The sequence below is a fragment of the Hanstruepera neustonica genome (genome assembly GCF_002895005.1).
Classification (GTDB): domain Bacteria; phylum Bacteroidota; class Bacteroidia; order Flavobacteriales; family Flavobacteriaceae; genus Hanstruepera; species Hanstruepera neustonica.
The window spans coordinates 156,734-183,442 of the sequence record NZ_POWF01000003.1 but is presented as its reverse complement, the minus strand read 5'-3'; the positions used below and the strand labels follow the sequence as shown (position 1 = coordinate 183,442).

Here is a 26,709-nt window from a genome sequence, read left to right as displayed (position 1 = left end):
AAAAACAAAAGTACTACATTCTTGAGATATTTTATTGAACTTTCATATCATGGTAAAGCATATCATGGCTGGCAAAATCAGCCTAATGCTATTTCTGTGCAAGAAGTAGTAGAAAAAGCTTTGAGTACGTTACTTGGTGAAAAAATAGATATTGTAGCAGCAGGTAGGACGGACGCAGGTGTTCATGCGTTACAGATGTTTGTTCATTTTGATATAGATTTAAGTTTGAATGCTGAAGTCTTAACCTATAAACTAAATGCATTTTTACCGCAAGATATTGCCGTTCATGATATTTTTGAAGTTAAACCAGAGGCTCATGCACGATTTGATGCTACTAGTAGAACCTATTTGTACCGATTGGGTTTAAAGAAAAATGCTTTTAATTTTGATTATGCCTACTTAATGAAAAAACCACTGCGATTGCATTTAATGAATGAAGCTGCTAAAGTTTTATTGGGTCATCAAGATTTTCAATGCTTTTCTAAAACAAATACGGACGTCAAAACTTATTATTGTGACATTATGCAAGCAGAATGGAAACAAATTGATGACGAGTTGCATTTCACCATTAAGGCTGACCGGTTTTTAAGGAATATGGTTCGTGCTATTGTTGGAACTTTAATTAATGTCGGCCTTGGAAAAATAACTATTGATGATTTACAAGCTATCATTCAATCTAGAGATAGAAGTGAAGCAGGTTATTCAGTTCCAGCACATGGCTTATATTTGATATATATTGATTACCCAGAAAGTATTAAGCATGACAGATAAAAAACAAAATCAATTATTGGACACTAAACTGTTTAAAAAGTTAATACAGTTCGTCAAACCGTATAAATTGGTTTTTGTGTGGGTTTTAGTAGCCGTTATTTTGCTAGCTCTTTTGGGGGCCGCAAGGCCTTATATTTTACAACAAGCTATAGATAATAATATAGCTAAAAAAGAACTAGATGGCTTCTTACCCTATATTTTACTAATGGGTGCTATGTTATTCGCTGAAGTAATCTTTCAGTTACTTTTTATTTATTATGCCGGATGGTTGGGGCAAACAGTTGTTAAGGATATTCGTATAAAACTCTTTGACCACATGCTCAGTTTTAAAATGAAATATTTTAATAATTCATCGGTAGGTGTATTGATAACAAGAGCAGTAACCGATATGGAGCGTATTGCTGATATTTTTGGAGAGGGTCTGTTTATGATATTCCGAGATTTGTTGACTATGTTGGTAGTATCAAGTGTGATGGTGTGGATGAATTGGGAATTGAGTATAATCGTTTTTCTCATGTTGCCGCTTGTTTTATATGCCACAAGATTGTTTCAAAAGTATATGAAAAAGGCTTTTGAGGAAGTAAGAACCGAAGTTTCCAATTTGAACTCGTTTGTACAAGAGCGTGTGACTGGAATGAAAATCCTTCAGCTTTTTACAAGAGAAAATACGGAATACAGAAAGTTTAAAGAAATTAATGAGCGTCATAAACAAGGCTGGCTCAAAACAGTGTGGTACAACTCTATTTTCTTTCCTATAGCAGAATTATCATCGTCAATAACTATAGGTCTTGTTGCTTGGTATGGTGGGTTGAATACCGTTATCGGTCAAACGGCCTCATTAGGTGATTTGACTGCTTTTATCATGATGATTCCGATGTTGTTTCGACCATTGAGACAAATAGCAGATAAGTTTAATACACTCCAGATGGGTATGGTGGCTGCCAATAGGGTATTTAAAGTATTGGAAACTACTTCTCAAATTGATGATACAGGAACGATGGTAGCATCACATTTTAAGGGTCATATTGCCTTTCAGGATGTTCATTTTAGCTATGTTCCAGATGAGGAGGTTCTTAAGGGAATCAATTTGGAAATAGAACCAGGTAAAACGATAGCCATTGTTGGAGCAACGGGAGCTGGTAAATCGACGATAATCAATTTGTTGAATCGATTTTATGATATTCAAAGTGGATCTATTTTGATTGATAATACCAATATCAAGGACATGACTTTAAAATCATTACGCAGTCAGATAGCGGTTGTATTGCAGGATGTGTTTTTATTTGCCGATACCATTTTAAACAATATTACGCTTAATGATAAATCAATCAGCGAATCTGAAGTTATTCAGGCTGCGAAAGCCATTGGCATCCATGACTTCATCATGAGTTTGCCAAACGGCTATCATTATAATGTTAAAGAACGCGGTGTGATGCTATCTTCTGGTCAAAGACAGTTGATTTCATTTTTAAGAGCTTATGTAACCAATCCAAGTATATTGGTATTGGATGAAGCAACGTCATCGGTTGATTCCCATTCTGAACAACTTATTCAAAATGCTACTGATAAAATAACCAAAGATAGAACATCCATCATTATTGCTCATCGATTGGCAACCATCAAAAAAGCGGATAAAATTGTCGTCATGGATGCGGGACAAATTGTTGAAGAAGGCTCCCATGATGAGCTACTCAAAAAACAGGAGGGGTATTACAAAAATTTATACGAAGTTCAGTTTCTAAAAGAAGAGGTTGCTTAATTTACCATATTTTGAGACTCTGCCATTCGCTTTAAAATATCCATGTTTCCTGTAAGATATAATATGGCTACGGCCGCTATAATGCTTAAAACGTAAAGTATTGAAACAATAATCAAAAATATGAGTGTTTTGATTAAAATTCCTTTCATAGACAGCTTGTAAAGTTTTTTTAAACAGTAAGCAGTGTAGATAAACATAAAAGGCAATAAGAGCATAGAAATGGAGCCAAAGGTTAAACCCAAAATGGCACCTGTAATAGAAATAATCACACTAACAATGGTTGTCTGTGAATAGATATACATAAAAATCGTTAGCAGCTCGGTATAATTATAGGTTTTATTTCTGAAGAATGTTAGTTTACATAGAATGGCATATATAGGTATGTTGACCATCATAGCAATGGCCTGATATTCCTGAGTTAAATCTAAGATGTATTGCATCATTTCTTCTCCACCTGGAGTACCATACGATCCAAAGTTGAACAGTTCCGGATAAAACTTTTTAAAAATAAACACCTGTAGTCCGGCCAATGTTACCGAAATGGCAAAATAACTGATAACATTGACGTAGCGTTTTCTTACTCCAGAAATATAGCCACCAATTACATCGTCTGGTTTGGTAAAAAGCCCAATAAATGTTTGAATAAATTTATTATCGTAATTCAAAAACTGCTCGCTGAAGTGTTCAAACAGATTTCTTAAGGTTAATCTATTACGGATTATTCGGCCTCCACAGGCACTACAAAAATCATCTGATTCTTGAATTTCAGTTTGACAATTCTTGCATTGCATACTAGGTCAAGTCTTTTTGAATCATATTAATGAGATCAGCAGTATCCTTAAACATGATAAATTCTCCATCCTTAAAATAGGAAATCTGTCCTGTTTCTTCACTGACCACTAAAGCCAAAGCATCTGTTTTTTCAGTAATACCAACCGCTGCACGATGCCGTAATCCAAACCGTTGCGGAAGTGTTTTTTCATTATTTACTGGTAAAATAACACGGGTTGCCTTGACAATATTATTTTCAATAATAATGGCTCCATCATGTAAGGGACTATTCTTAAAAAAAATACTTTCGATGATAGGCTGCGTGACTTTTATATTCATTTCGTCACCGGTTGTTGTCAAAAAATCAAGGTTATTATTGTGTTCAAATACAATCAATGCCCCAGTTTTAGAGGTTCCCATTTTGGTACAGGCGTTTACAATGGCAGCAATGTCGGTTTCGGTTTCTGCCTCTGTTTTTAAAAACTTCAATTGCTTGAAGAGCTTTCCGCGTTTGCTAAAATTAGTAGAACCAACCATCAATAAAAACTTTCTGATTTCTTGCTGAAAGACCACAATTAACGCAATCAGGCCAACACTCATAAAACCTCCCAAAATTTTACTTAACATTTTCATTTGGAGAGTTTCCGTAATGAGATAGATAAAATAGATAATAACTATTCCAATAAATATGTTGATTGCTACCGTGCCTTTTACCAACTTGTAAACATAGTATAGAAGAAGTGCCACCAAAATGACATCAATGATATCTACAACGGTAAATTTTAAAAGGTCATCAAAAATTTCCAAAGGCTATCGGTTTTGGTAAATTTAACAAAATAAGCTTAATAAATGAATTCGTTGTTTTCAATAAGAATTTTAGAGTTGTCTAATTCTTCTAATTTTGATTTTACTAGTATATACTGTTGAAAAGTAATACCATTATCAAACTTCAACAGGACATTAACTTTTTTAGAATTTAATTCTAGATTGGTGTTTTTTAAATTAAATAAATCTTTGATTAAATCATTTACAACATTTGAATTTACATTTCTGGCAATATCAATTAGGACATAATCTTTACCAGATTTTTCAATAAAATCTTCGGCGCTTTCATCCATGATATAATAAACATCAGTAAACTCAATAAAACCTAGATTGTTAATACTCAAATCGTGGCAAGTAAAATAGTTTTTTGCATTTTCATTTTTATGCATACCATCGCCATGACGTTTTTCTTGCAAATACTGCAAATGGGGGAGAATTTGTTTTAAAGTTAAACGTTTGTCTATATTTACCAACCAGTTGGTTGTTCCTATCATATTTTTTCTGTTAAACTCAATGCTGTCTGTTTCCTTATCGTAAAACATATAAATGGGTGAAACATCATGGATTTCCGTAATTGTGGCATTCTCAATCTCTGGCAACTGTACGATTTTGTCTGATCCACATGAGAGTATGGTTAACAATAACAATCCATAGAATAGGTGCTTCATAGTTTTAACGACTTAATTGATGAAGTAAAGTGATACATTCAAAAGCTTCCTTAACATCATGAACACGAAGGATATTAGCCTGTTTTTGTAAAGCAATCGTATTTAGAATGCTCGTGCCATTTAGCGCTTGATCGGCAGATGATTCTAAAAGCTTATAAATCATAGATTTTCTGGAAAGGCCAACCAGAATGGGCCTATCAAGATGGGTGAAGAGTTCGAGATGATTGAGTAGTTCATAATTTTGCTCCATTGTTTTCGCAAAACCAAAACCTGGATCAATGATAGTATCAACAATTCCAGCTTTTCTCGTTTCAGACAGTCTTTCTGAAAAGTAAAAAGTGATATCCTCTATTAAATTATTGTATTGGGTTTGCTGCATCATGGTTTGAGGGTTTCCGCGCATGTGCATCATGATATAAGGCACTTGTAGTTGTGCAACTGTCGGAATCATTTTATCATCCAATATTCCAGATGAAATATCATTAACTATGGCAGCGCCAGATTCTATGGCTTCTTTAGCAACGGCACTTCTGAATGTGTCTATGGATATGATGATTTCAGGAAATTCCTTAATCAAAAGTTCAACTATGGGTAACGCTCTTTTTAATTCTTCTGATTCCGTCACTTCAGCAGCATTGGGTCTGGAACTGTATGCACCAATGTCAATAAACGTGGCACCTTCTTTTAACATCACATAGACTTGAGATAAAAATTCGCTATCATTTTTGTATTTGCCACCATCATAAAATGAATCAGGTGTGATATTGAGTATACCCATGACTTTGGGCGCTGATAGGTCTATTAGTTTGCCTTTGCAATTTATGGTCATTAATACCTTATTTATGGTTGTTTGTTTATCTATTGAAAACTTTAAACCTGAAACTTTGAACTTTAAATTTATTTATGCGAAATTTACACAAAATTCAACGTAATTCATGCAAGAAACCTCAAAACAATACGATGCCGTAATTGAAACCTGTAGAAATTTATTTATCAAGAAAATGTCAGATTACGGAAGTGCATGGCGCATTTTACGATTACCATCTTTAACCGATCAAATCTTTATTAAAGCACAACGTATTAGAGGCTTACAACAAAATGATGTGAGAAAAGTTGACGAAGATGAAGTGAGTGAATTCATTGGTATTATTAACTATTGTATCATGGCATTGGTTCAGTTGGAGTTAGGCGTCGTCGAGCAACCTGATTTATCTACAGATGAAGCTATCAAGTATTACGATGAAAAAATATCACTTACCAAACAATTAATGATGGACAAGAACCATGATTATGGTGAAGCTTGGCGTGATATGCGCGTGAGTTCGCTGACTGATTTGATCTTGCAAAAGTTATTGCGTGTGAAGCAAATTGAAAACAATAAAGGCAAAACTTTAGTAAGTGAAGGCATTGATGCCAATTATCAGGATATGATAAATTACGCAGTTTTTGCTATGATTCATTTAAATGAAAAATAATATTATGAAGTATATCGTACAAATATGTAGAATTCTTGTTGGTGTTTTATTCATTATTTCTGGGCTTATCAAACTAAATGATCCGCTTGGGTTTTCTTATAAACTTCAGGAATACTTTAGTGCCGATGTTTTAAATATGCCATTTTTAGAACCCTATGCACTAATGATTTCCATTTTTGTGGTGGTTTTTGAAGTGGTTTTGGGCGTTTTTCTGTTAATAGGATATAAACCAAAATTTACTATTTGGAGTTTGTTGGGGATGATTGTGTTTTTTACATTCTTAACATTCTATTCGGCATATTTTGATAAAGTTAAAGATTGCGGTTGCTTTGGCGATGCGCTTAAATTGACGCCTTGGGAAAGTTTCACCAAAGACGTTATTCTGCTCGTACTAATTTTAATCATATTCTTTGGAATTAAATATATCAAACCAATTTTTAGCTCGTTAGGTGTCACGGTTATTGCATTGATAAGTTTTATTGGTAGTTTATGGTTTGGGTATCATGTTTTGATGCATTTGCCAGCCAAGGATTTTAGAGCCTATAAAGTAGGCGCAAACATTCAGGAAGGTATGATTATTCCCGAAGATGCTCCTAAACCAGTTATTGAGTATTATTGGAAATTCAATGTAAATGGTGAAGAGAAAGTGATTACAACCGATGGGACCTATCCAACAGTTGATGGTGAATTTATTGGCGTGGATACTAAAATAATTGATGAAGGTTATGATCCACCCGTTAAGGACTTTTCGATAGAAACGGATACTGAAGATTTAACGGATAAGTTTTTGAATGAAGACAAATTGATTATGATTATCATGTATAATTTGGCAACAGCTGAACCCGATGGTGTTGCCAAGCTAAAGTCTTTTTCTGAAAAAGCAATGAAAAAAGGTTATACAGTTATTGGTTTGAGTGCATCAGGAACAGATGAGAAATTACAATTTAAAGCCGATCATAAATTAGCATTCGATTTTTATTTATGCGATGAAAAAGCTTTGAAAACAGTCGTTCGAGCCAGTCCTGGAATTGTGAAACTCAATAAAGGGACGGTTATGCAAAAAGCCCATTGGAATGATATTGATGATATAGATTTGTAGTTATTTGATAAGCTATTTCCTAAATAAACTGTTTTATGCTTTACTCACATTATTTGGAGTAATCACCGTTATTTTTTTGTTGTTTAATGTATTGCCAGGAGATCCAGCAAAAATGATGTTGGGTCAAAACCAGTCTGCAGAGCAGGTTGAAGCTGTGCGTAAAAAATACGGTTTTGATAAGCCAAAAATCACGCAATATTTTTATTATTTGAATGACCTATCACCTGTATCATTTCATAATACAGATTCGGAATCTTATACCTATTTGAGAAAAGGTAAGTACTCGGCTTCAAAATTAGTGACGATTGGTCAAACGGACATTGCATTAAAATTTCCTTATTTGCGCGAGTCGTTTACCAAGCAAGGAAAAAAAGTATCTGAAGTCATTGGTGAAACACTTCCTAATACGTTTGTGCTTGCTGTATCTGCGATCCTCATTGCGATTACGCTTGGAATTATTTTCGGGATAATATCAGCCATTTATAAGAATACCTGGTTAGATAAATGCATTCAAATAGTCAGTACAGTTGGTATGAGTGTACCGTCTTTTTTCAGTGCCATATTATTTGCTTGGGTGTTTGGGTTTTTACTGCATGAATTCACCAATCTAGAAATGACTGGAAGTCTCTATGAATTAGACGATTATGGGGAATCGATGCACATTAAATGGAAGAATTTGATTTTGCCAGCCATAGTTTTGGGAATAAGACCATTAGCAGTTGTGATACAATTAATGCGAAATTCCTTGTTGGAAGTTATGAATCAAGATTATATCCGAACGGCTAGAGCCAAGGGCTTAAGTGAATTCCAAATTATTAAATCGCATGCTATAAAAAATGCTATGAATCCTGTGGTTACCGCCATTTCCGGTTGGTTTGCTTCCATGTTGGCAGGCGCTGTATTTGTTGAATATATTTTTGGGTGGAATGGCCTTGGTAAAGAAATTGTTAATGCGCTCAATATGCTAGATTTACCCGTTATAATGGGTGCAGTTCTCATCATTGCCATTATATTTATAATTATCAATATTTTTGTTGATATCATTTATACTTGGCTGGATCCTAAAGTGAATTTAATATGAGTGAATTGACTTATTTAGTTGCTGAAATGGAGTATCCGTTTCCTGCTAAATTTTTGGAAAGAGAATTTCTGAATAATAATATAGAATTCAAACAAATTGAACGAGATTCTTATGAAGGTCATATAGGTTCAACATTATTTTACATTCATGAAAAAGATAAAGTTAAGGCAATACAGCTTAAGGATTTAATTGATAAAGAAAATGCTAAATCAGAATTGCAGCATATAAAACCTATTGAAAAAGTTTTAGCTTATATAGTTTTATTTTTAATAGCTGTTTATTTAATTTATAAGGTGTATAAAATTTTTTAAGATAATCAACAGATCGTTGAACTAAAACAAAACTATTATCATGAGAAGACAAATAGTAGCTGGTAATTGGAAAATGAATTATGGATTAATTCAAACGGAGACACTAATTTCAGAATTAAAACAGCAGAAAAAAACATCACATGCCGAGGTTATGATTGCACCTGCATTTACAAATTTATGGCATGCTTTTGAGGCGACCAGACAATTCCCAATAGAGGTTGCTGCCCAAAATATGCATTTTTCTGAAAATGGTGCTTATACCGGAGAGGTAAGCGCTGGTATGTTGAACAGTATTGGTATAAAAACGGTTATTTTAGGACATAGTGAGCGTCGTGCTTATTTTAATGAAACCGACGAAGCCCTTGCGAAAAAAGTGGACACGGCATTGCAGCATAAAATGCAGGTTATTTTTTGTTTTGGTGAGGAACTTTCCGATAGAAAATCGGACAAACATGAAAATGTTGTAGCAAGCCAAATTAACAATGCATTATTTCATTTAGAGGCTGCTGATTTTGATAATATTATTTTGGCATATGAGCCTGTTTGGGCTATTGGAACAGGCGAGACGGCAACACCGGAACAAGCACAGAGTATGCATGCGTTTATCAGAAAGACATTAGCTAATAAATATGGTCAAGATGTGGCAGAATCTGTCTCCATACTTTATGGAGGTAGTGTGAAACCAAATAATGCAAAAGAAATTTTTTCAAAACCAGATGTTGATGGAGGCTTAATTGGTGGTGCATCTCTGAACGCCGAAGATTTTTTTGCCATTGTAAACGCTTTTTAGTTCGTTATTGAATGTCTAATACAATTTACATCGGGTACGATTTTCAAGTAGTTCCTTCACAACCAGGAGTCGAGATACTTATTGCAGAATTGGGTTTTGCTGGTTTTGAAAGTTTCGTGGAAACAGAAACAGGCGTTACAGCATATATTCAGAAACCAGAATGGCATGAACATATTTTGGATTCGATTCAGATACTGCATTCAGGTGAATTTGAAATCACCTATGAGTTCCAAGAGATAGAACAGGTCAATTGGAATGAGGAGTGGGAACGGAATTTTACGCCTATTCAAGTTGATAATCAAGTAACCGTTCGTGCACCATTTCATGTAAAACCGGAGACCCAGTATGACATCGTCATTGAGCCCAAAATGAGTTTCGGTACGGGTCATCACGAAACAACTCATATGATGATTCAGCATATTTTAAAAAATGATTTTGAAAATAAGTCTGTATTGGACATGGGTTGTGGCACAGGTGTGTTGGCTATTTTGGCTGAAATGAAAGGTGCTGCAAAGATTGATGCCATTGACATTGATAATTGGTGTTATCTCAACAGTCTAGAAAATGTTGAGCGGAATAATTGCAAACATATTTCAGTATTTGAAGGCGATGCTAATATTTTGGATGGTAAACATTATGATGTCATTATTGCAAATATTAACCGCAATATTTTATTGAACGATTTGAGTGTTTATGTTCCTTGTCTTAATACGTCGGGCATGTTGTTTTTGAGTGGGTTTTACAAAGATGATATTCCAATAATTGTAGATACATGTAATAATTTAGGTCTAACTCACGTTGAAACTATTGAGAAAAATCATTGGGTTGCCCTAAAATTCATAAATTAGTTTAAAAATTACCATGAGTACGCAAGAAAAAACTTTAGAGGATGTTTCTTTGAAAGAAGATGTTCTAAAGCAAAATGAAATTATCTTATATAATGATGATGTCAATACATTTGATCATGTCATTGAAACGTTGATGTATGCCTGTGACCATACGCCAGAACAAGCCGAACAATGTTCCATTATTGTGCATTACAAAGGAAAATGCACGGTAAAAACAGGTGTCTATGATGATCTAAAACCGCGTTGCTCTATGTTGCTGGAAGCTGGTTTAAGTGCGGAAATTATCTGATACAAAAAAAAACGCCCAAATTTACTTGAGCGTTTCTTCCAATCACTATTAACTAGTTTAACCAAAAACTAAACGTCTTTACCTTTTAACATTTTGTTCCAGTACAAATATGGTAAGCCATACTTTTTCAACATCCATAAGCGCCAATGTTCTTTTGAGCTATCAAAAATCAACATTTGCTTTAATTTTGGATCTGGCGTAAAATTACTATCATAATCAAATTCAGCTAGAACCATTTTCCCATAACCTGTAACCAACGGACATGAAGAATAGCCGTTGTAATTGTGATTGCTGGCAGCTTCATTGGCCATTAAATGTAATAGATTATCAACCACTACAGGGGCTTGCTTTCTAATGGCGGCTCCCGTTTTGGCTGTTGGTAATGCGGCAACATCTCCAAGTCCAAAAATATTAGGGTATTTATTATGTTGAAGTGAATGATGATCAACATCCAACCAACCAGCATCATTGACTAAAACCGAGTTCTTTACAAATTTAGGAGGCGTTTGTGGAGGTGCCAAGTGTAACATATCAAATGGCATCTCAATAACGGTATCACCGCTCATTTTTTCACCTAACTCATTATCTTCGATGATTACACATTTATTTTCTTCGGGAGCCGCATTTCTAAAATAAACAATCTTTTTATCGGAATCAATTTTAAAAGGTGCATAGAACGGTTTAAAATGTATGCCATAATTGTGAATGACGTCCATTAGTGTTTCCCTAATGGGTTTGACACCAAAAATTACGCTTCCAGGAGTTGCAAAAATAACGTTGCTCTTATTTTTTAAACCATTTTTTTGGAAATAGTCAGCCGCTAAATAGGCTATTTTTTGTGGAGCACCACCACATTTAATGGGTGTGGTAGGTTGCGTGAATATGGCATTTCCACCTTTGAAGTTTTTAATAACTTCCCAGGTGTGTTCTGGATCGGTATAGTTACTACAAACAACTCCTTTTTCGAGCGCTTCGGGAAGGCCTTCAATTAATTCAGGTGCCATGACGAGTCCTGCAGCAACCACCAAATAATCATAGCTAATGTCTCCATTCGATTCGGTTTGAACAATATTACCTTCGGGATTAAAACCCGTTGCAAAATCTTTAATCCATGTGACGCCATTAGGCATAACATCTCGCATGGGTTTGGCGGTTTTCTTGAAATCAAAAGTTCCCGCTCCAACCAATGTCCATGCTGGTTGATAATAATGGGTGTCTGCAGGCTCAATAATGGCAATATCTAACTGATTGTTAGTTTTTAGTAGCTTGGCTGCAACCATAATACCTGCTGTTCCGCCACCAATTATTAATATTTTATGATGTTTGCTCATAATGTTTTGTTTTGATTAACTTTCTAAAAATAAAAGACTTGCATTTGTAATTCAGTAACAAATGTTACAAAGTCCTAAAAACCATGATTATGATTGCTTTATTAATAGACAGTAGCTAGTTAAGATGATGTGTCTAGAAACAAAAAAAAGCGACCAAATAGAATTTGATCGCTTTAAAACACTAACCATCATAACATAGTTGTAGGGCAAACATAGTCCGATTTTTCAATGTTAGTATTTTTCATCTCATTAAACCCGCCAGTAACGTCTACAAAATCATCCCAACCGCGTTGTTTTAAAATGGATGCGGCAATCATACTTCTATAACCACCAGCACAGTGCAACACAAAAAACTTGTCTTTTGGGAATGTAGATAAATGTTGATTTATTTCATTTAGTGGCACATTTATGGCATCTATAACATGTTCTGAATCAAATTCACTTTTCTTTCTGACATCAATAACCATTGGGTTTTCAGAATACATGTTCTCGAATTCCTTCGGAGAAATTCTAGATACAGTATCCACTTCCTTATGGCTTTCTTGCCAAGAATCAAATCCATCGTTTAAATAACCAATGGTATTGTCATAGCCAACACGGCTTAATCTGGTAATAGCTTCTTCTTCTTTGCCTGGATAGGTTATGAGGAGTATTTCTTGTTTGACATCTGGAATCATTTCGCCAACCCATTGAGCAAAATTGCCCTCTAAACCAATATTAATACTATTTGGTATGAAGCCTTTTGCAAAATCATCGGCATTTCGAGTATCCAGCATCAAAGCTTCGGTTTCATTGGCAAGTAATTCAAATTCTTCAGGGCTCAATGCCTTTGTGGCGCGATCCATGATCGTGTCTAAACTTTCATACCCTTGAATATTCATAAGTACATTTTGCGGAAAATAACCAGGAGGTGTTGTTAAGCCTGTCAGTAATTCTTTAATAAACTCATCTTTGGTCATATCAGGCCTTAAGGCGTAATTGGTTTTCTTTTGGTTTCCTAAAGTATCTGTAGTTTCCTTGCTCATCATTTTTCCACATGCCGAACCAGCGCCATGATTGGGGTAAACAATTAAATCATCACTTAGAGGCATTATTTTATTGCGAAGTGAATCATACAAGTGAGCTGCTAATTTTTCTTCGGTTAAATCGGCAATGACGTGTTGCGCTAAATCTGGTCTACCAACATCGCCAATAAATAAGGTGTCACCTGTAATGATGCCATGTTCCTTGTTGTTTTCATCAATTAAGAGATACGTAGTACTTTCCATAGTGTGTCCAGGTGTATGAATGACCTTCACTTTATAATTGCCAACATGGAATATTTGGCCATCTTCGGCCACTATGGCATTATAATTAGGTTTTGCCGTTGGACCAAAAACTATTTGTGCACCAGTCTTCTTTTTCAAATCTAAATGACCACTGACAAAATCGGCATGAAAATGGGTTTCAAAAACGTACTTAATTTTGGCTTTGTCATTTGTGGCTCTGTCGATGTAGGGTTGTACTTCTCTTAAAGGATCAAAAATGGCTGCTTCGCCATTATTTTCAATATAATATGCTGCATGTGCGATGCATCCTGTATAAATCTGTTCTATTTTCATGTTATATTAGTTTTTCGTTTGGATAAACTTACTACATGAAAAAATGATTTTCAGTTACTTATGTTACATAACAGATATTGAAAATAATTCTATTAATTGTATATTAATGGAAAATGAAGAAGTCTAAAATAAAAAACGTAACTAATATTTATTAATTGCGTTTGTTTTCGTGACCACGGCAGGATTGTTTCTCAAGATGCCATAACCTGGCAAAGCTCCACTTTGAAAACAATTCAAATAAAAAAAACGCTCAAGTAAACTTGGCGTTTTTTTAATCGAATTATTTATTCGTGACCACGGCAGGATTCAAACCTGCAACCTCTTGAGCCGTAATCAAGTGCGCTATTCAGTTGCGCCACGTGGCCATTTTTGTGGGTGCAAATATATTCCTTTTTTAGATAATCTGCCAAATAAAATTTAAATTAATCCAGAGCATTTTTGGTAACATACAATTTCCAACCAAAAATAGCCATTTGTAGTTTGGTGGCTTTGCTCAAATCCAAACGCTGTTTGGTATAACTTGGCAATACAGCTTTGTTGACCTTGGCTAGAAATTTGAAAAATTGTTTTTTCATATACTATTACAAATATAAGACCATTTTAATAAATGCCTGAATGTTAAAATAATGATTTATTAATCCTTAAGGCAAAATATTGACAAGTAGATGATTACTTTTGCATAAATTCTCCTATCATGAAACATGTTTTTTGTGCTGTCATACTATTTTTTGTGTTTCAGCAATCGTTTAGTCAAATAGTTATTAATGAATTGGATTGTGATACGCCAGGTGTTGATGACAAGGAATTTTTAGAATTGAAATCGGATACGCCCAATTTTTCATTGGACGGCTATGTAGTTGTCTTTTTTAATGGTTCAGATTCCGGAGGCGATTCTAGTTATATGACCATAGATTTGGATGGTTATCAAACAGATGTCAATGGTTTGCTCCTCATTGGAAGTAATACAGTTGAACCGTTTCCGCAACTTTTAATTGGTGCAAATGTGATTCAGAATGGAGCTGATGCTGTCGCTATTTATCAGGCAAGTGATTTTGATTTTCCAGAAGGGACTTTAGCAACGCAAACAAACTTGATTGATGCGTTGGTTTATGACACTACAGATGCTGACGATACTGAATTGATGGCGTTGTTAGGTGTTTCCGAACAGATAAATGAAGGTTCAAGCAACAATACCAATTCCATTCAACGAAATAATGATGGTTCATATACCGTTGCCTCGCCAACACCCAGAGCTTTAAATGATGGAAGTGGTGTGGCATTGAACCCCATAACTATTTCTACATCACAATCACAATATAATGAAGGTGAGTCGTTTGATATTGTTTTTACAGCCCAAGATAATGTGACTGCCGATTATGAATTTAGTTTTAGCTTGTTAAATGGTGGGTTTGATATGTCGGATTATAATGGTGACACGACATTAACAATTTTAAGCGGTCAAAATTCAGTTTCAACAACGATTACCATAGTTAATGATGATGTGGACGAAGGTGATGAAGAAATTGTCATAAGCTTCTTTGGTTTGGAAGTGCCTTATATAGCCATGAATAATGATGTGGTTGTGAGAGCGGTAGATGATGATTATGCAGTTGCCAATTTTGGGACACCTATTAATCCCACTTATGGAGTAGTAGAAAGCACGCAACCAGTTGGTTATTATGACAGTTTGGATGGTTTGGCTGATACTGATTTGAGACAAGCATTACAAGACATTATTGCTAATCCTGCTGTTGTAAGAGCGCAAACCTATGCTGATTGTGTGGATATTTTAAAACAAGCTGACCAGAACCCCGAAAATAGTAATCAAGTTTGGTTGGTATATTTAGAACAAGGTCGTGCTAAATTAGATTTTCAAACAACATCAAATAATGTAGGTGCCTGGAATCGAGAACATACCTTTCCACGTTCGCGAGCAGGCTATTTTAGTATCGAGGAAGATGAAATCGCTGATGGCATTGATGTGTACTGGGAAACAAAGGCAGATTCGTTGCGTCATGGTAATTCAGACGCTCATGGTATTCGAGCAGTTGATGGACCAGAAAATAGTAGTCGCGGTAATCAGTTTTACGGGGAATATAATGGTCCTGTTGGAACTTTGGGTGGATTTAAGGGTGATGTGGCTCGAGGAGTATTCTATTTAGCTGTGCGCTACAATGGTTTGGAAATAGTTAATGGTTTCCCTGATGGCATGGTTGGACAGTTTGGTGATTTGGCAACACTGTTGGATTGGCATAGAAATGATCCGCCAGATGATTTTGAAATGAACCGTAACAATGTTATTTATAATTGGCAATTTAACCGAAACCCTTTTATTGATCAACCTGATTTAGTAGAGTACATCTGGGGCAATATGGTCGGGGAGACCTGGGAGCAACCGTTAAGTGTTGCTGAAAACCAATGGAATAATGTTTCAATTTTTCCAAATCCTGCAAAAAATCAGATGTTTATTAATGGGTTAGAAGAAAAGGCTAATATTTCAATTCTAACAATACAGGGAAAAGAAATAATGACTTGGGTTGCTCAATCGAATAGGTCAAACGTAAATCTTAATTTACCGAGCGGCATATATCTCGTCAAGATTGAATCAGAGAAGAAACGGGTTGTCAAGAAACTAATCATACAGTAAAAAAAAATCCCAAGATGTACTTGGGATTTTTTTTATGCTCTTTGCGTGGCAAACTATTCTTTAGTTGTAATAATGATGGCGCCATCTTTTGCTTTATCGCCATATTTACTGGTAGCACTATCGCCTTTCAAAACATTAACACTTTTAATAGAATCAGAATCTAATTCGTTCATTTGTTTTTGAGTAATTTCCTTACCATCCAACAAAATATAGGGTTTCTCGTTGTCATCTGTTGAAATGAATAAAAAGTTGCCCTTGTCTTTGTTTAAAAATTTATATTCTACTTTATCATTATCTTCATCACTTACCCAAGTTGCTGTTGTTCCTGGTTTTGCTTCAAAGAATACATTATTTGATCCAGAAGATCTAACGTGTTGCGTTGAATGAGGGAATTTTTTCAAAGCATAAACATTATTGTCCGATTTCAACTCTATAATTTCATCTTCACCATCTTCATTGGTAATGGTCACTACGCGCTTACCATTGTTTGAGTTACTGTTTTTAATGACATAGGCTTTGCCACTTCTTAAAATAACTTCGTGATCATCATCGTGATTATCATCACTGTGGAATTCATACTCAACATGATTATTGTGTTCACAATCTTCGCTGCAATCATGTGCTTTTATGGAATAAGTAAACCCATTATTTCTGGATTCGTATCGAGCCCTATCTCTATCTCTTGAAGCTCGCTCTCTGGCTCTAGCTGATCTGTCTCTGATTTCATGACTTCTAAATGTAAAGGTGCTTGGTTTTTGTGCGCTGGCATTTCCAATAGAAATATTATCGCCATCGGCATCAAACGAAATGCTTATTGGGTTTATAGGGTCGTCGCCATTTAAGTTGTAGTTAGCTTCGGAATCATTTGAACTGGCATCAATTTTAATAGCAATTATTTCGCCTAAATTATTTCGTTTAACACCTTTAAATTTCACTTTTAATCCTTCTTTTTCCAATTGGGCTTTGGCTAAATTTAAATCAGCTTCAGTAAAGTTTTTGGTGATAGTGACGGTAATTTTATTTGGGAAACTCACTAGGCTAGGTTCTGAAAAGGTTGTTGTGCCGTTTAATATGATAGCACCATCTTTTCCTGGCTTGCCAAAACGTCTTGTAGCTTCAGGTTTGTTTAAAACCTCAATACGACCCTTGGTTGTGAATTTGTTTCCAGGAAGGTCTTCTTTTTTGTAGGTTTTGCCTCCAATAACATACAACGGATTTTCACCGAGATTTTGGTCTTCTCGTTGGGCGTTGTCTTTAGAATTGGCATTGTCAAACTTGGCAAGCGTTTTGTCTGGCGCTAAAGTGATTTCTTGTTTGGTTATTTGAGCCTCGGAATCTTCTTCTAAAATGTTTAGAGTAATATCTTCTTGTTTAGAATCAAAAGAAATTTTAAAAGGCGCAATAACGTTGGAATCAAAATTAGAAACACGCATCCGTTTGATGAAATCGCTACCGTCTTTGTACTTGGTATTTAATGTTAATGCCTTCAAGCTATTATCTGAATTACGTTCAATATCTGAAAATTTCACTTGAACCGTTTTATTCTTAAAATAGTTTGTAATCATTTTCAAGTCAGCTTCTGAACTGGTTGAAGTGATTATAAAATCCTTTTGAATTATAGGAAGCGCTTCAGTTTCTCTAGCAATGTAGACTTCCTTGGTGTTGAAACTCATCAGAAATATAGCCAGTATCGGAATTATTAGAGCATATTTCCATGCATTCAGTTTGTTTGATTTTGATTTGTGTAACATAATTATTCGTTTTTTGATTAATGAATTGTAAAAATTATTAGTTATAGCCAGATGTTGATGAGGCACGCTGGCTTTTAATAAGAGCTTTTGATAACTTTCTTTGCAGTCTGAAATAGTTTGGGCTTTCTGATCGGCAATGAATTCCAGATTTTGCTGAAGTTCTTTCTTGTAAAGCCAGATTAACGGATTGAACCAAAATATAACACAGCAAATTTGTACCAGTAAATTGTCTATGGTATGATGTTCTTTGGCATGGATTTTTTCATGGTTAATAATGTAATTGAGTTCTTGTTTTTTAAATTGTTTAGGATTGTAAACAATCCAATTAAAAAAGGAAAAGGGTGCAATTTTTTCTAATACTTCAATAAGAGAATATCGACCGACACGGACTTTAGAATTAGATTTAATTAGTTTATGTAATGACAATAGTTCAATAGTCAGTTTTCCTGCAAAAAAGATAATGCCAATTAAATATATCATACTTCCTATTTCTAACCAATCAACAGATCCTTTTTGACTTTGCGGATTTGAAATCACTTCAGTGAAATATACTGGCGTACTACTGACTGCCGGCGTGTATTCAATATATATGGGTATAACAACACTAGGCAGAAAGGCTGCCGTTAGCAAACCGATCAACAAGTACCATCTGCTGGATTCAAAAAATGTTTCTCGCTCTAAAAACAAACGGTAACTAATGTAGAACAAAGCAATTATAGCTGATGATTTTAGTAAGTAATCCATATTAGTTGTTTTTTTCTATGATGGCAATAATTTCCTTAAGTTCATCTACGCTAATCTTTTCCTCCTTGGCAAAAAAGGATACTACGTTCTTATAAGAATTATTAAAATAGTTTTCAATAGCCGTATTCATGTACTTCTCTTTATAAACCTCCTTGCTTATAATTGGGTAATATTGATGCGTTTTGCCATAGGCGTTATAACTAACATATCCTTTTTCCTCTAGGTTTCTTATAATTGTTGAAAGGGTATTATAATGGGGTTTGTCCTTTTTTATTTCGGCTAATACATCTTTTACAAAAGCTTTTTCCAGCTTCCATAATATCTGCATGATTTCTTCTTCCTTATTTGTGAGTTTTTGCATGATATGTGAATTTGCTTCAAACATATAACTATTTTTATAGTTATACAACTATCTATATAGTTATTTAACGAAATTTTTAGTTTTTATTGTAAAATGAAATGAAATGGTATCTTCGCAAAAAATAGTTTTTATGAGTTTTGTTTGGGTGTTTTTTGGCCTTGTCTTATTGGTTGTAGGGGGTGAGTTTTTGGTACGTTCATCTGTGGCATTGTCCTTTAAGTTTAATATTTCAAAACTTGTAATCGGTATGACCGTTGTGTCATTTGCCACATCTGTTCCAGAACTTTTGGTCAGTTTACAAGCCGCATTGGATGGTTCGCCGGATATTGCATTGGGCAACGTCATTGGATCTAATATTGCTAATATTGGTTTGGTATTGGGTGTTACTGCATTTATTTCGCCATTGGCCATTAGTAAGGATTTCTATAAGTTGAATTGGCCTATGATGATGCTGTTGTCCATTGCTTTATATTTTATTCTAAAAAGTGGTTTGGTCATAAACTTTGGAGAGGGTTTGGCGCTAGTTTTTTCGCTGATGATTTTCTTGTATATTTTAATAAGAAAATCCATTAAGGAAGGAGTTGAGGCTTCCGAGGAGATAGACGAAGCTTTACAGTCGACTTCCAATTTTAAAATTATCGCTTGGTTAATTATTGGTGGATTGGCTTTATATTATGGTAGTGAATGGTTGGTTGATGGTGCCAAGGAAGTAGCACTTTCTTTTGGTGTCACAGAACGTGTTATTTCAGTAACCATGGTCGCCATTGGTACAAGTGTTCCTGAATTGGCGGCATCAGTCATTGCAGCATTGAAAAAAGAGAAGGCCATATCATTGGGGAATTTAATTGGTTCCAACATATTTAATATCGCTTCAGTTTTAGGTTTAACAGCTATCATACATCCCATCGCTGTTAATAATCCCAACATATTGAGTCAAGACATTTTTTGGATGCTTGGTTTCGCGGCTATTCTTTTGCCGTTAGCCTTTTTGCCAAAAAAATTAACACTCGGTAGATGGAAAGGTATGCTGATATTGGCTTCTTACATTGTTTTTGTCTATGTTACATTTCTAGGTGATAAAATCTAGGGGTAGTTTTTGATTTATTCACAATTGTTGATATTTAACCCTAAAAAAATAGGGGGTAAGTTTATTATATAACTTATTTATTTTATTTTTGCCCTTTAAAACGAAACCTAAATTTAATTTTATGTCAACTTTAAGATTTCATGCCATCAAAGAATCGTATACTAGAAAACCGGTTCATATAGAAGAAAATGAGCGTCGCTCTACAATTTTTGGATCTAATGTTTTCAATGAAGACACGATGCGTCAATATTTGACCAAAGAAGCATTCAATAGCGTAATGGACGCTGTTCAAAATGGATCAAAAATCGATCGTGTTGTTGCCGATCATATATCGACAGGAATGAAAGAATGGGCCATATCAAAAGGTGCCACTCACTACACGCATTGGTTTCAACCCTTAACTGGAGCTACTGCTGAAAAGCATGATGCTTTTTTTGAGCCAATTGGAAATGGCCGCGCTATCGAAAAGTTTGGTGGTGGTCAGTTAGTACAACAAGAGCCTGACGCTTCTAGTTTCCCAAATGGAGGCATTAGAAATACTTTTGAAGCACGCGGTTATACAGCATGGGATCCAACATCACCTGCGTTTATTTTTGGAACAACCCTTTGTATTCCTACAGTTTTTGTGGCCTATACAGGTGAAGCCTTGGATTATAAAACACCATTATTAAGAGCTTTACAGGCAGTTGATACGGCAGCAGTAAATGTTTGTAAATATTTTGACAAAAATGTAAAAAAGGTTAATGCATCTTTAGGTTGGGAGCAAGAGTATTTCTTAATTGATAGCTCATTGGTGGCATCAAGACCCGATATAGTTTTGACTGGTCGAACACTTCTTGGGCACTCGCCAGCAAAAGGACAACAGTTGGATGACCATTACTTTGGAACGATTCCAAACCGTGCAATGGCCTATATGAGAGATTTGGAAAATGAATGCATGCTTTTAGGTATTCCTGTGAAAACAAGACATAATGAAGTGGCGCCAAATCAGTTTGAGTTGGCACCAGTATATGACGAAGCAAATTTGGCAGTAGACCATAACTCACTACTTATGGATGTTATGGACAAAGTTGCCGAAAGACATGATTTTAAAGTATTGTTTCATGAAAAACCATTCGCTGGAGTCAATGGTTCTGGAAAACATAATAACTGGAGTTTAGGAACGGATACAGGGGTTAATTTATTAGGTCCAGGTAAGACACCAATGAGTAACTTACAATTTTTGACATTTTTCATTAATACCATTAAAGCTGTTCATGATAATGAGGAATTATTACGTGCTGCCATTGCTTCTGCAAGTAACGACCATCGTTTAGGAGCCAATGAAGCACCACCTGCAATCATTTCAGTGTTTATCGGCGAACAATTGACCAACGTGCTTAATGAATTGCAAAATGTTACGAATGGTAAATTATCTCCAGAGGAAAAAACCGATTTAAAGCTAAATGTAGTAGGTAAAATTCCTGAAATACTTTTAGATAATACAGATAGAAATAGAACATCGCCATTTGCTTTCACAGGAAATAAATTTGAATTTAGAGCTGTCGGCTCAAAAGCCAACTGTGCAAACGCTATGACGGTTTTAAATACGATTGTTGCCAAACAACTCATGGAGTTCAAGAATGAGGTCGATGCTCTGGTTGATAAAAAAGGCCTCAAAAAAGATGAAGCCATATTTAATATTCTAAGGGAGTATATTAAAAAGTCAAGTAATATTTTATTTGAAGGTAATGGTTATGGTGAAGCGTGGGAAAAGGAAGCTAAAAAAAGAGGTTTGAGTAATAACAAAACGACACCAGAGGCTCTTAAGGCTAAAGTTTCTAAAAAAGCCATTAAGTTGTTTGAGGATTTAGGAGTCATGAATAAAGTGGAATCTGAAGCGCGTTATGAAATTGAAATGGAAGAGTATGTTTTACGTATTCAAATTGAAGGGCGTGTCCTTGGTGATATAGCTCGAAATCACATTGTTCCCACAGCCGTGCGTTACCAAAACATTCTAATTAAAAATGTAAAAGGCTTAAAGGAGATATATGGTACAGGCTTTAAAAAATTAGCTCAAGAACAATTGAATTTGATTGAAGAGATCTCAGGTCATATAGCTTCCATAAATTCAAATGTGACTAAAATGACTAATGAACGTAAGAAAGCCAATGGCATTGAAGATATTGACAAGAAAGCAGATGCTTATTGCTTTAAGGTCAAACCTATCTTTGATGATATAAGATATCATTGTGACAAATTGGAACTTTTGGTTGACGATGAGTTATGGCCATTGACTAAATACAGAGAGCTGTTGTTTACGAAATAAACAATAACAAGACAATTGATGTAAAAAGCCCTGTTTTTCAGGGCTTTCCTGTTTTGGATTGTCGTTAATCTGATAATTTTAGTATGTTAACGAAAAAGAACTATCTATTTAGTGATGATTTTGAATTATTAGTACTTTTGTAATGCTATTAATCATTATTTAAGTTAACATGAAAAGGCTCATAATAAGTGTGCTTATGCTTATGGCGGCAACCCTCATCTTTTCACAAGCAAACGAAACTCATGAAGATGATACTTCATCGCAAGAAATCGTAAAGCAAGAAGGTGATAATTCTGTTTTAGGATAGAGCATACTTTAAAAAGGAAACTTAATTCTCTCTATAACAATCACAGCATCGTGCTGTGATTTTTTTATTTAAAATCTTTTTTTAGAATATTTATGGATATGTTTGGTTTTGCTATATTGCAACATTGTAACTAAACTATTGATTAACAACCAAATGAATCGTTCGCAGTTTCGTGCCAATTATTTTGTTCTATTAATCGTTTTTATGAGCTTGATGGGTATTAACAAAATACTAGCTCAAGAAAATCAATCTGCAACACTTCCAAAAACAGATTTTTATGATTACCGAGGAACCAATACCATTGATATAGGCATCGGGACATCCGTTATGAATGGTGATTTAGATGATCCACTGTTTGAGATTTACACCCACTTTGGTTATAAACGTTATATCATTCCTTATCTGAATGTCAACATTGGATACCATAAATTTAACTTGGCGTACAAGGATGTTTTTAATGAAGGTTTCATGTCTTTCGATTTAAATTTAGAAGTACTTCCCTTTCCACACGAGCGCATTTCGCCGTTTGCTTATGTCGGTGGCGGTATTAATGCTGCTAATTATTTTACACAAGTGGATTCCAAAATTCAAGGAGGACTTGGTATAGAATATATTGCGTATGAAGGGGTTGGTTTAAAATTATACGCTGATTACAATATGGTTTCCAGTGATGAATTGGAAGGAAAGGTATTTGGAGAAGCTGACGATATTTATTGGCGAATTGCCTTTGGAATAAACTTTTATTTTGGCGGTCAGAAAAAGAAAGAAAAAATTCTTAAAAACATTCCAACGGTTATTAAATCAAATCCAATTACAACCAATTAAATAGATTACAATTCTTATTTTTGCAACTCAATTTGTTTCCATGAGCCAAGAAGTAAGTAAACGTTATGCCCAAAGAGGTGTTTCGGCATCCAAAGAAGATGTGCATAATGCCATAAAAAACATTGACAAAGGATTATTCCCAAAAGCTTTCTGTAAAATAGTTCCTGATTATTTAACTAATGATGACAACTATTGTCTGATTATGCATGCCGATGGAGCTGGTACGAAATCTTCATTAGCCTACATGTATTGGAAAGAAACGGGTGATTTATCTGTTTGGAAAGGTATTGCTCAAGATGCCCTGATCATGAATATCGATGACCTTCTATGTGTTGGAGCGACTGATAATATCATGTTGTCCTCGACAATTGGCAGAAACAAAAACTTAATTCCAGGAGAAGTTATTTCTGCAATCATTAATGGAACCGAAGAATTAATTCAAGAGCTTAAAAATTTCGGTGTTACTATTCATTCTACAGGAGGAGAAACAGCGGATGTTGGAGATTTGGTAAGAACTATCATTGTAGATTCGACTGTTACAGCCAGAATGAAGCGTTCAAATGTTATTGACAATGCTAACATTAAAGATGGTGATGTGATTGTTGGTTTGGAATCTTTTGGACAAGCAACATATGAAAAAGAGTATAATGGCGGTATGGGAAGTAATGGTTTAACATCTGCCAGACATGATGTATTCCATAAATATTTAGCTGAAAAATACCCTGAAAGTTATGATGCTTCTGTTCCAAATGAATTAGTGTATTCTGGAAATATGCAATTAACTGATAAAGTTGAAAATGCACCTATTGATGCAGGTAAGTTGGTACTATCTCCCACTAGAACCTATGCGCCAATAATCAAAGCAATTTTGGATAAATATCACAATGATACGGTTCATGGCATGGTACATTGTAGTGGTGGAGCACAAACTAAAATCCTCCATTTTATTGAAGATTTACATATCATAAAGGACAATATGTTTCAGGTACCTCCGTTATTTAAACTTATTCAAGAACAGTCTAAAACGTCTTGGAAAGAAATGTATCAGGTATTTAACTGTGGCCATCGAATGGAATTGTATGTTGCTAAAGAAATAGCTAATGATATTGTTGAAATATCGCAATCTTTTAATATAGAAGCAAAAATTATTGGTCGAGTTGAAAAATCTTCAAAAACGAAATTAACCATACGTAGTGAATTTGGTGAATTTATCTATTAGTTTAAAAATCTCCTTTTTTATTATTGATTATTAGCATGAAAAAAGTATTTGTCGTATTGGTATTGGTTTATTCTCAATATGTTCTTGCCCAACCAAATACATTATTCTTTAAAAAAGAAACTAACATTGATGAGCCTATTTGGACCCAAACCAATCGTGCGGGAGTTGATATAAATGAAGTCGCGTTTGTAAATTGGAATTCTGGTGGAACCAATTCAATTTCTGCTTTGTTTGCTTATACAAGCATTTTAAAGTATGAGTTCAGGCATTTTGTTTGGGATAATAATTTTTCAGCACGATATGGTATTAACGGACAGCAAGATCAAGAATTAAGAAAAACCGATGATGTTTTTGAAGTCAGGTCAAATTTAGGATATCAAAAAAATAAACTAACCAATTGGTATTATTCTGCAAGATTTAGTTTTAAATCCCAATTTTCAAATGGATATAGCTATCCAAACACCTCGAATCCAATTTCAAGATTTATGGCACCTGGTTACCTATTTCTTGGAGGAGGAGCAGAATATGGTAAAAATATCGAAAAACTATCCACTTATTTTTCACCATTAACTTTAAAAACCACATTCGTTTTGGATGAAGACCTGTCGAATGCTGGCTCTTTTGGGGTCATGCCAGCTGAATATGACAGTGAGGGTAATATAATCAAGCAAGGCGAGCGTGTGCGCAAGGAATTAGGGATGCTTTTGACTAGTGCTTATGAGACAACCTTATTTGAAAATGTTTCAATTAAAAACTTTGTAAGTTTTTATACAGATTATATCAATGATTTTGGAAATATAGATGTTGATTGGGAAGTTATATTTGATTTTAAAGTCAATAGTTATATTAAAGCAACTCTTGGGTCGCATTTAAAGTATGATAATGACGTCAAAATGCTGGTAGAGGTACAAAACCCTGAAACGGCCGAAACTGAATTCGTAGAAGAAGGTGCCAGTGTTCAATGGAAACAAATGCTTGGTGTAGGCGTGGTTGTTGATTTTTAATGGACACCCTAAAATTGATTGACATATCTGTAATCTTCCAATTCGTTCATTTTGTTAATCAGTTTAGTACAGCCGTTTTTAATGAGATAAATGGAGTCCGAAACGTCTGTGACTTCTTTATATCGGTGGTCAGTTAAAATTACGATTTTATCATACTTTTGATGATGAATAAAGGCTTTTATCTTTTCAATATATAGTGGAGCAACGCCATTGAATGGCTCGTCCAATAAAATAATGTCTGCGGTTTTATTTAAAACTAGATAGATTTCGACTATTCGTCTTTCGCCACCGGATAATTTGTGGAAACGCTGAAGCTTATATTTTTCAAACAATGGAAATTCTGAAGTGAAATTATCCCAATTCACCCTAAAAAGCTTAAAAGCAGTAGCTATTTTCATTCTATTGGGTATAAAATCGTGTTGCGATAAAAAGGCAATTCTATTATTGAGATAAAGTGGCTCAAGAATGGGCTTGTTGTCAATTCGAATGAGTTTATACTTTGGTTCAAGTGACCCAAAAATAATATTGAGCAAGCAACTTTTTCCACATCCATTATGTCCAAGAATACCTGTTATGCTTCCTGTTTCAGCCTTTAGATATACACCGTTTAGGACAGATTTCTTTTTGTAATTTAGTTCAACATTGTCAATTTCCAATATCATATAAACTCACTAATTAGTAAGGTAAAAACAAGTGTTATAAAGATATCAATTAAAAAAATACTGGCGAAAAGTTTAAAAGTTGAAATCCCTAAATTTTTATAAAAAATGAGTTTCTGTTTTGCTTTGGTTTCAGTCACAAGATACCATAGAAAAATTGTCAGTAGTAATTTTGAAA

At 34.7% G+C, this 26,709-nt stretch carries 26 protein-coding genes and 1 tRNA gene; 16 read left to right on the top strand and 11 right to left on the bottom strand.

Annotated features, from left to right (window positions below; all coding sequences use genetic code 11):
• The first annotated feature begins 21 nt into the window (after positions 1-21).
• Both truA and C1T31_RS07795 read left to right on the top strand, forming a co-directional pair.
• The gene (gene truA, locus C1T31_RS07800) at positions 22-771 is read left to right on the top strand and encodes a tRNA pseudouridine(38-40) synthase TruA (protein ID WP_103051930.1); all 750 of its coding nucleotides are present in this window, start codon (positions 22-24) and stop codon (positions 769-771) included.
• On the top strand, positions 761-2,530 hold the full coding sequence (locus tag C1T31_RS07795) for an ABC transporter ATP-binding protein (protein ID WP_103051929.1): 1,770 nt from the start codon (positions 761-763) through the stop codon (positions 2,528-2,530). Before truA ends, C1T31_RS07795 begins: the two co-directional genes overlap by 11 nt.
• Here the strand turns inward: C1T31_RS07795 and C1T31_RS07790 are convergent.
• From C1T31_RS07790 to folP, 4 genes are read right to left on the bottom strand one after another with little or no spacing between them, the layout of a single operon-like run.
• Positions 2,527-3,321 (bottom strand): DUF3667 domain-containing protein, encoded by a 795-nt coding sequence (locus C1T31_RS07790; protein ID WP_103051928.1) that lies wholly within the window; start codon positions 3,319-3,321, stop codon positions 2,527-2,529. The genes C1T31_RS07795 and C1T31_RS07790 overlap by 4 nt on opposite strands.
• A gap of 1 nt (position 3,322) precedes the next feature.
• Positions 3,323-4,108: a diadenylate cyclase gene (locus C1T31_RS07785; RefSeq protein ID WP_103051927.1), complete on the bottom strand. Its 786-nt coding sequence runs from the start codon at positions 4,106-4,108 to the stop codon at positions 3,323-3,325.
• A 35-nt stretch (positions 4,109-4,143) separates the two neighbouring features.
• Positions 4,144-4,794 carry a hypothetical protein gene (locus tag C1T31_RS07780; protein ID WP_103051926.1) on the bottom strand — a complete coding sequence of 217 codons (651 nt, stop codon included), beginning with the start codon at positions 4,792-4,794 and terminating at the stop codon, positions 4,144-4,146.
• 4 nt (positions 4,795-4,798) lie between these two features.
• Positions 4,799-5,623 carry a dihydropteroate synthase gene (folP, locus tag C1T31_RS07775; protein WP_103051925.1) on the bottom strand — a complete coding sequence of 275 codons (825 nt, stop codon included), beginning with the start codon at positions 5,621-5,623 and terminating at the stop codon, positions 4,799-4,801.
• Positions 5,624-5,729: 106 nt separating this feature from the next.
• Here folP and C1T31_RS07770 point away from each other — a divergent pair, with 106 nt between their 5' ends.
• Genes C1T31_RS07770 through C1T31_RS07740 form a run of 7 tightly spaced genes read left to right on the top strand, consistent with a single transcriptional unit; the run spans position 5,730 to position 10,687 of the window.
• Positions 5,730-6,269, top strand: a complete 540-nt coding sequence (locus C1T31_RS07770; protein ID WP_103051924.1) for a DUF1599 domain-containing protein — start codon at positions 5,730-5,732, stop codon at positions 6,267-6,269.
• 4 nt (positions 6,270-6,273) lie between these two features.
• Positions 6,274-7,368 carry a BT_3928 family protein gene (locus tag C1T31_RS07765; protein WP_103051999.1) on the top strand — a complete coding sequence of 365 codons (1,095 nt, stop codon included), beginning with the start codon at positions 6,274-6,276 and terminating at the stop codon, positions 7,366-7,368.
• 4 nt (positions 7,369-7,372) lie between these two features.
• Positions 7,373-8,449: an ABC transporter permease gene (locus C1T31_RS07760; RefSeq protein WP_103051923.1), complete on the top strand. Its 1,077-nt coding sequence runs from the start codon at positions 7,373-7,375 to the stop codon at positions 8,447-8,449.
• Positions 8,446-8,760, top strand: coding sequence for a hypothetical protein (locus tag C1T31_RS07755; protein ID WP_103051922.1), 315 nt, complete (start codon positions 8,446-8,448; stop codon positions 8,758-8,760). The genes C1T31_RS07760 and C1T31_RS07755 overlap by 4 nt, the downstream gene beginning before the upstream one ends.
• A 40-nt stretch (positions 8,761-8,800) precedes the next feature.
• Positions 8,801-9,550 carry a triose-phosphate isomerase gene (tpiA, locus tag C1T31_RS07750; protein WP_103051921.1) on the top strand — a complete coding sequence of 250 codons (750 nt, stop codon included), beginning with the start codon at positions 8,801-8,803 and terminating at the stop codon, positions 9,548-9,550.
• Between the two features lie 11 nt (positions 9,551-9,561).
• Positions 9,562-10,398 (top strand): 50S ribosomal protein L11 methyltransferase, encoded by an 837-nt coding sequence (gene prmA / locus C1T31_RS07745; RefSeq protein WP_103051920.1) that lies wholly within the window; start codon positions 9,562-9,564, stop codon positions 10,396-10,398.
• A gap of 13 nt (positions 10,399-10,411) precedes the next feature.
• The gene (locus C1T31_RS07740) at positions 10,412-10,687 is read left to right on the top strand and encodes an ATP-dependent Clp protease adaptor ClpS (RefSeq protein ID WP_103051919.1); all 276 of its coding nucleotides are present in this window, start codon (positions 10,412-10,414) and stop codon (positions 10,685-10,687) included.
• 68 nt (positions 10,688-10,755) lie between these two features.
• Here C1T31_RS07740 and C1T31_RS07735 read toward each other — a convergent pair whose 3' ends face one another.
• The 4 genes from C1T31_RS07735 to C1T31_RS07720 form a co-directional block, all read right to left on the bottom strand.
• Entirely contained in the window at positions 10,756-12,018 is a 1,263-nt protein-coding gene (locus C1T31_RS07735) for an NAD(P)/FAD-dependent oxidoreductase (protein WP_103051918.1), read from the bottom strand.
• A gap of 188 nt (positions 12,019-12,206) precedes the next feature.
• Entirely contained in the window at positions 12,207-13,619 is a 1,413-nt protein-coding gene (locus C1T31_RS07730) for an MBL fold metallo-hydrolase (RefSeq protein ID WP_103051917.1), read from the bottom strand.
• A gap of 291 nt (positions 13,620-13,910) precedes the next feature.
• Positions 13,911-13,984, bottom strand: a tRNA-Arg gene (locus C1T31_RS07725).
• 57 nt (positions 13,985-14,041) lie between these two features.
• Positions 14,042-14,194: an SsrA-binding protein gene (locus tag C1T31_RS07720; protein WP_103051916.1), complete on the bottom strand. Its 153-nt coding sequence runs from the start codon at positions 14,192-14,194 to the stop codon at positions 14,042-14,044.
• Positions 14,195-14,313: 119 nt separating this feature from the next.
• On the opposite strand from C1T31_RS07720, the gene C1T31_RS07715 reads away from it, so the two are divergent.
• Complete coding sequence (locus tag C1T31_RS07715; protein WP_103051915.1) at positions 14,314-16,266, top strand: endonuclease; 1,953 nt, start codon at positions 14,314-14,316, stop codon at positions 16,264-16,266.
• A 53-nt stretch (positions 16,267-16,319) separates the two neighbouring features.
• On the opposite strand, the gene C1T31_RS07710 is transcribed toward C1T31_RS07715, so the two are convergent.
• Together C1T31_RS07710 and C1T31_RS07705 are read right to left on the bottom strand one after the other, a co-directional pair.
• A complete protein-coding gene (locus C1T31_RS07710; RefSeq protein ID WP_103051914.1) occupies positions 16,320-18,761 on the bottom strand; it encodes a M56 family metallopeptidase in 2,442 nt (813 codons plus the stop codon).
• Position 18,762: 1 nt separating this feature from the next.
• The gene (locus C1T31_RS07705) at positions 18,763-19,122 is read right to left on the bottom strand and encodes a BlaI/MecI/CopY family transcriptional regulator (RefSeq protein WP_103051998.1); all 360 of its coding nucleotides are present in this window, start codon (positions 19,120-19,122) and stop codon (positions 18,763-18,765) included.
• A 130-nt stretch (positions 19,123-19,252) separates the two neighbouring features.
• Between C1T31_RS07705 and C1T31_RS07700 the strand changes: the two genes are divergently transcribed.
• From C1T31_RS07700 to C1T31_RS07680, 6 genes are all read left to right on the top strand, one after another.
• Entirely contained in the window at positions 19,253-20,209 is a 957-nt protein-coding gene (locus C1T31_RS07700) for a calcium/sodium antiporter (RefSeq protein ID WP_103051997.1), read from the top strand.
• Positions 20,210-20,330: 121 nt separating this feature from the next.
• Positions 20,331-22,517: a glutamine synthetase III family protein gene (locus C1T31_RS07695; RefSeq protein ID WP_103051913.1), complete on the top strand. Its 2,187-nt coding sequence runs from the start codon at positions 20,331-20,333 to the stop codon at positions 22,515-22,517.
• A 169-nt stretch (positions 22,518-22,686) separates the two neighbouring features.
• On the top strand, positions 22,687-22,824 hold the full coding sequence (locus tag C1T31_RS14050) for a hypothetical protein (protein ID WP_165780088.1): 138 nt from the start codon (positions 22,687-22,689) through the stop codon (positions 22,822-22,824).
• A gap of 138 nt (positions 22,825-22,962) precedes the next feature.
• Positions 22,963-23,649 (top strand): Curli production assembly/transport component CsgG, encoded by a 687-nt coding sequence (locus C1T31_RS07690; RefSeq protein ID WP_243398907.1) that lies wholly within the window; start codon positions 22,963-22,965, stop codon positions 23,647-23,649.
• A 40-nt stretch (positions 23,650-23,689) separates the two neighbouring features.
• Entirely contained in the window at positions 23,690-24,868 is a 1,179-nt protein-coding gene (locus C1T31_RS07685; RefSeq protein WP_103051911.1) for an AIR synthase related protein, read from the top strand.
• Between the two features lie 35 nt (positions 24,869-24,903).
• Positions 24,904-25,872 carry a DUF3078 domain-containing protein gene (locus C1T31_RS07680; RefSeq protein ID WP_103051910.1) on the top strand — a complete coding sequence of 323 codons (969 nt, stop codon included), beginning with the start codon at positions 24,904-24,906 and terminating at the stop codon, positions 25,870-25,872.
• Positions 25,873-25,880: 8 nt separating this feature from the next.
• Here C1T31_RS07680 and C1T31_RS07675 read toward each other — a convergent pair whose 3' ends face one another.
• Positions 25,881-26,534: an ATP-binding cassette domain-containing protein gene (locus C1T31_RS07675; protein WP_103051909.1), complete on the bottom strand. Its 654-nt coding sequence runs from the start codon at positions 26,532-26,534 to the stop codon at positions 25,881-25,883.
• Positions 26,535-26,709 lie beyond the last annotated feature (175 nt).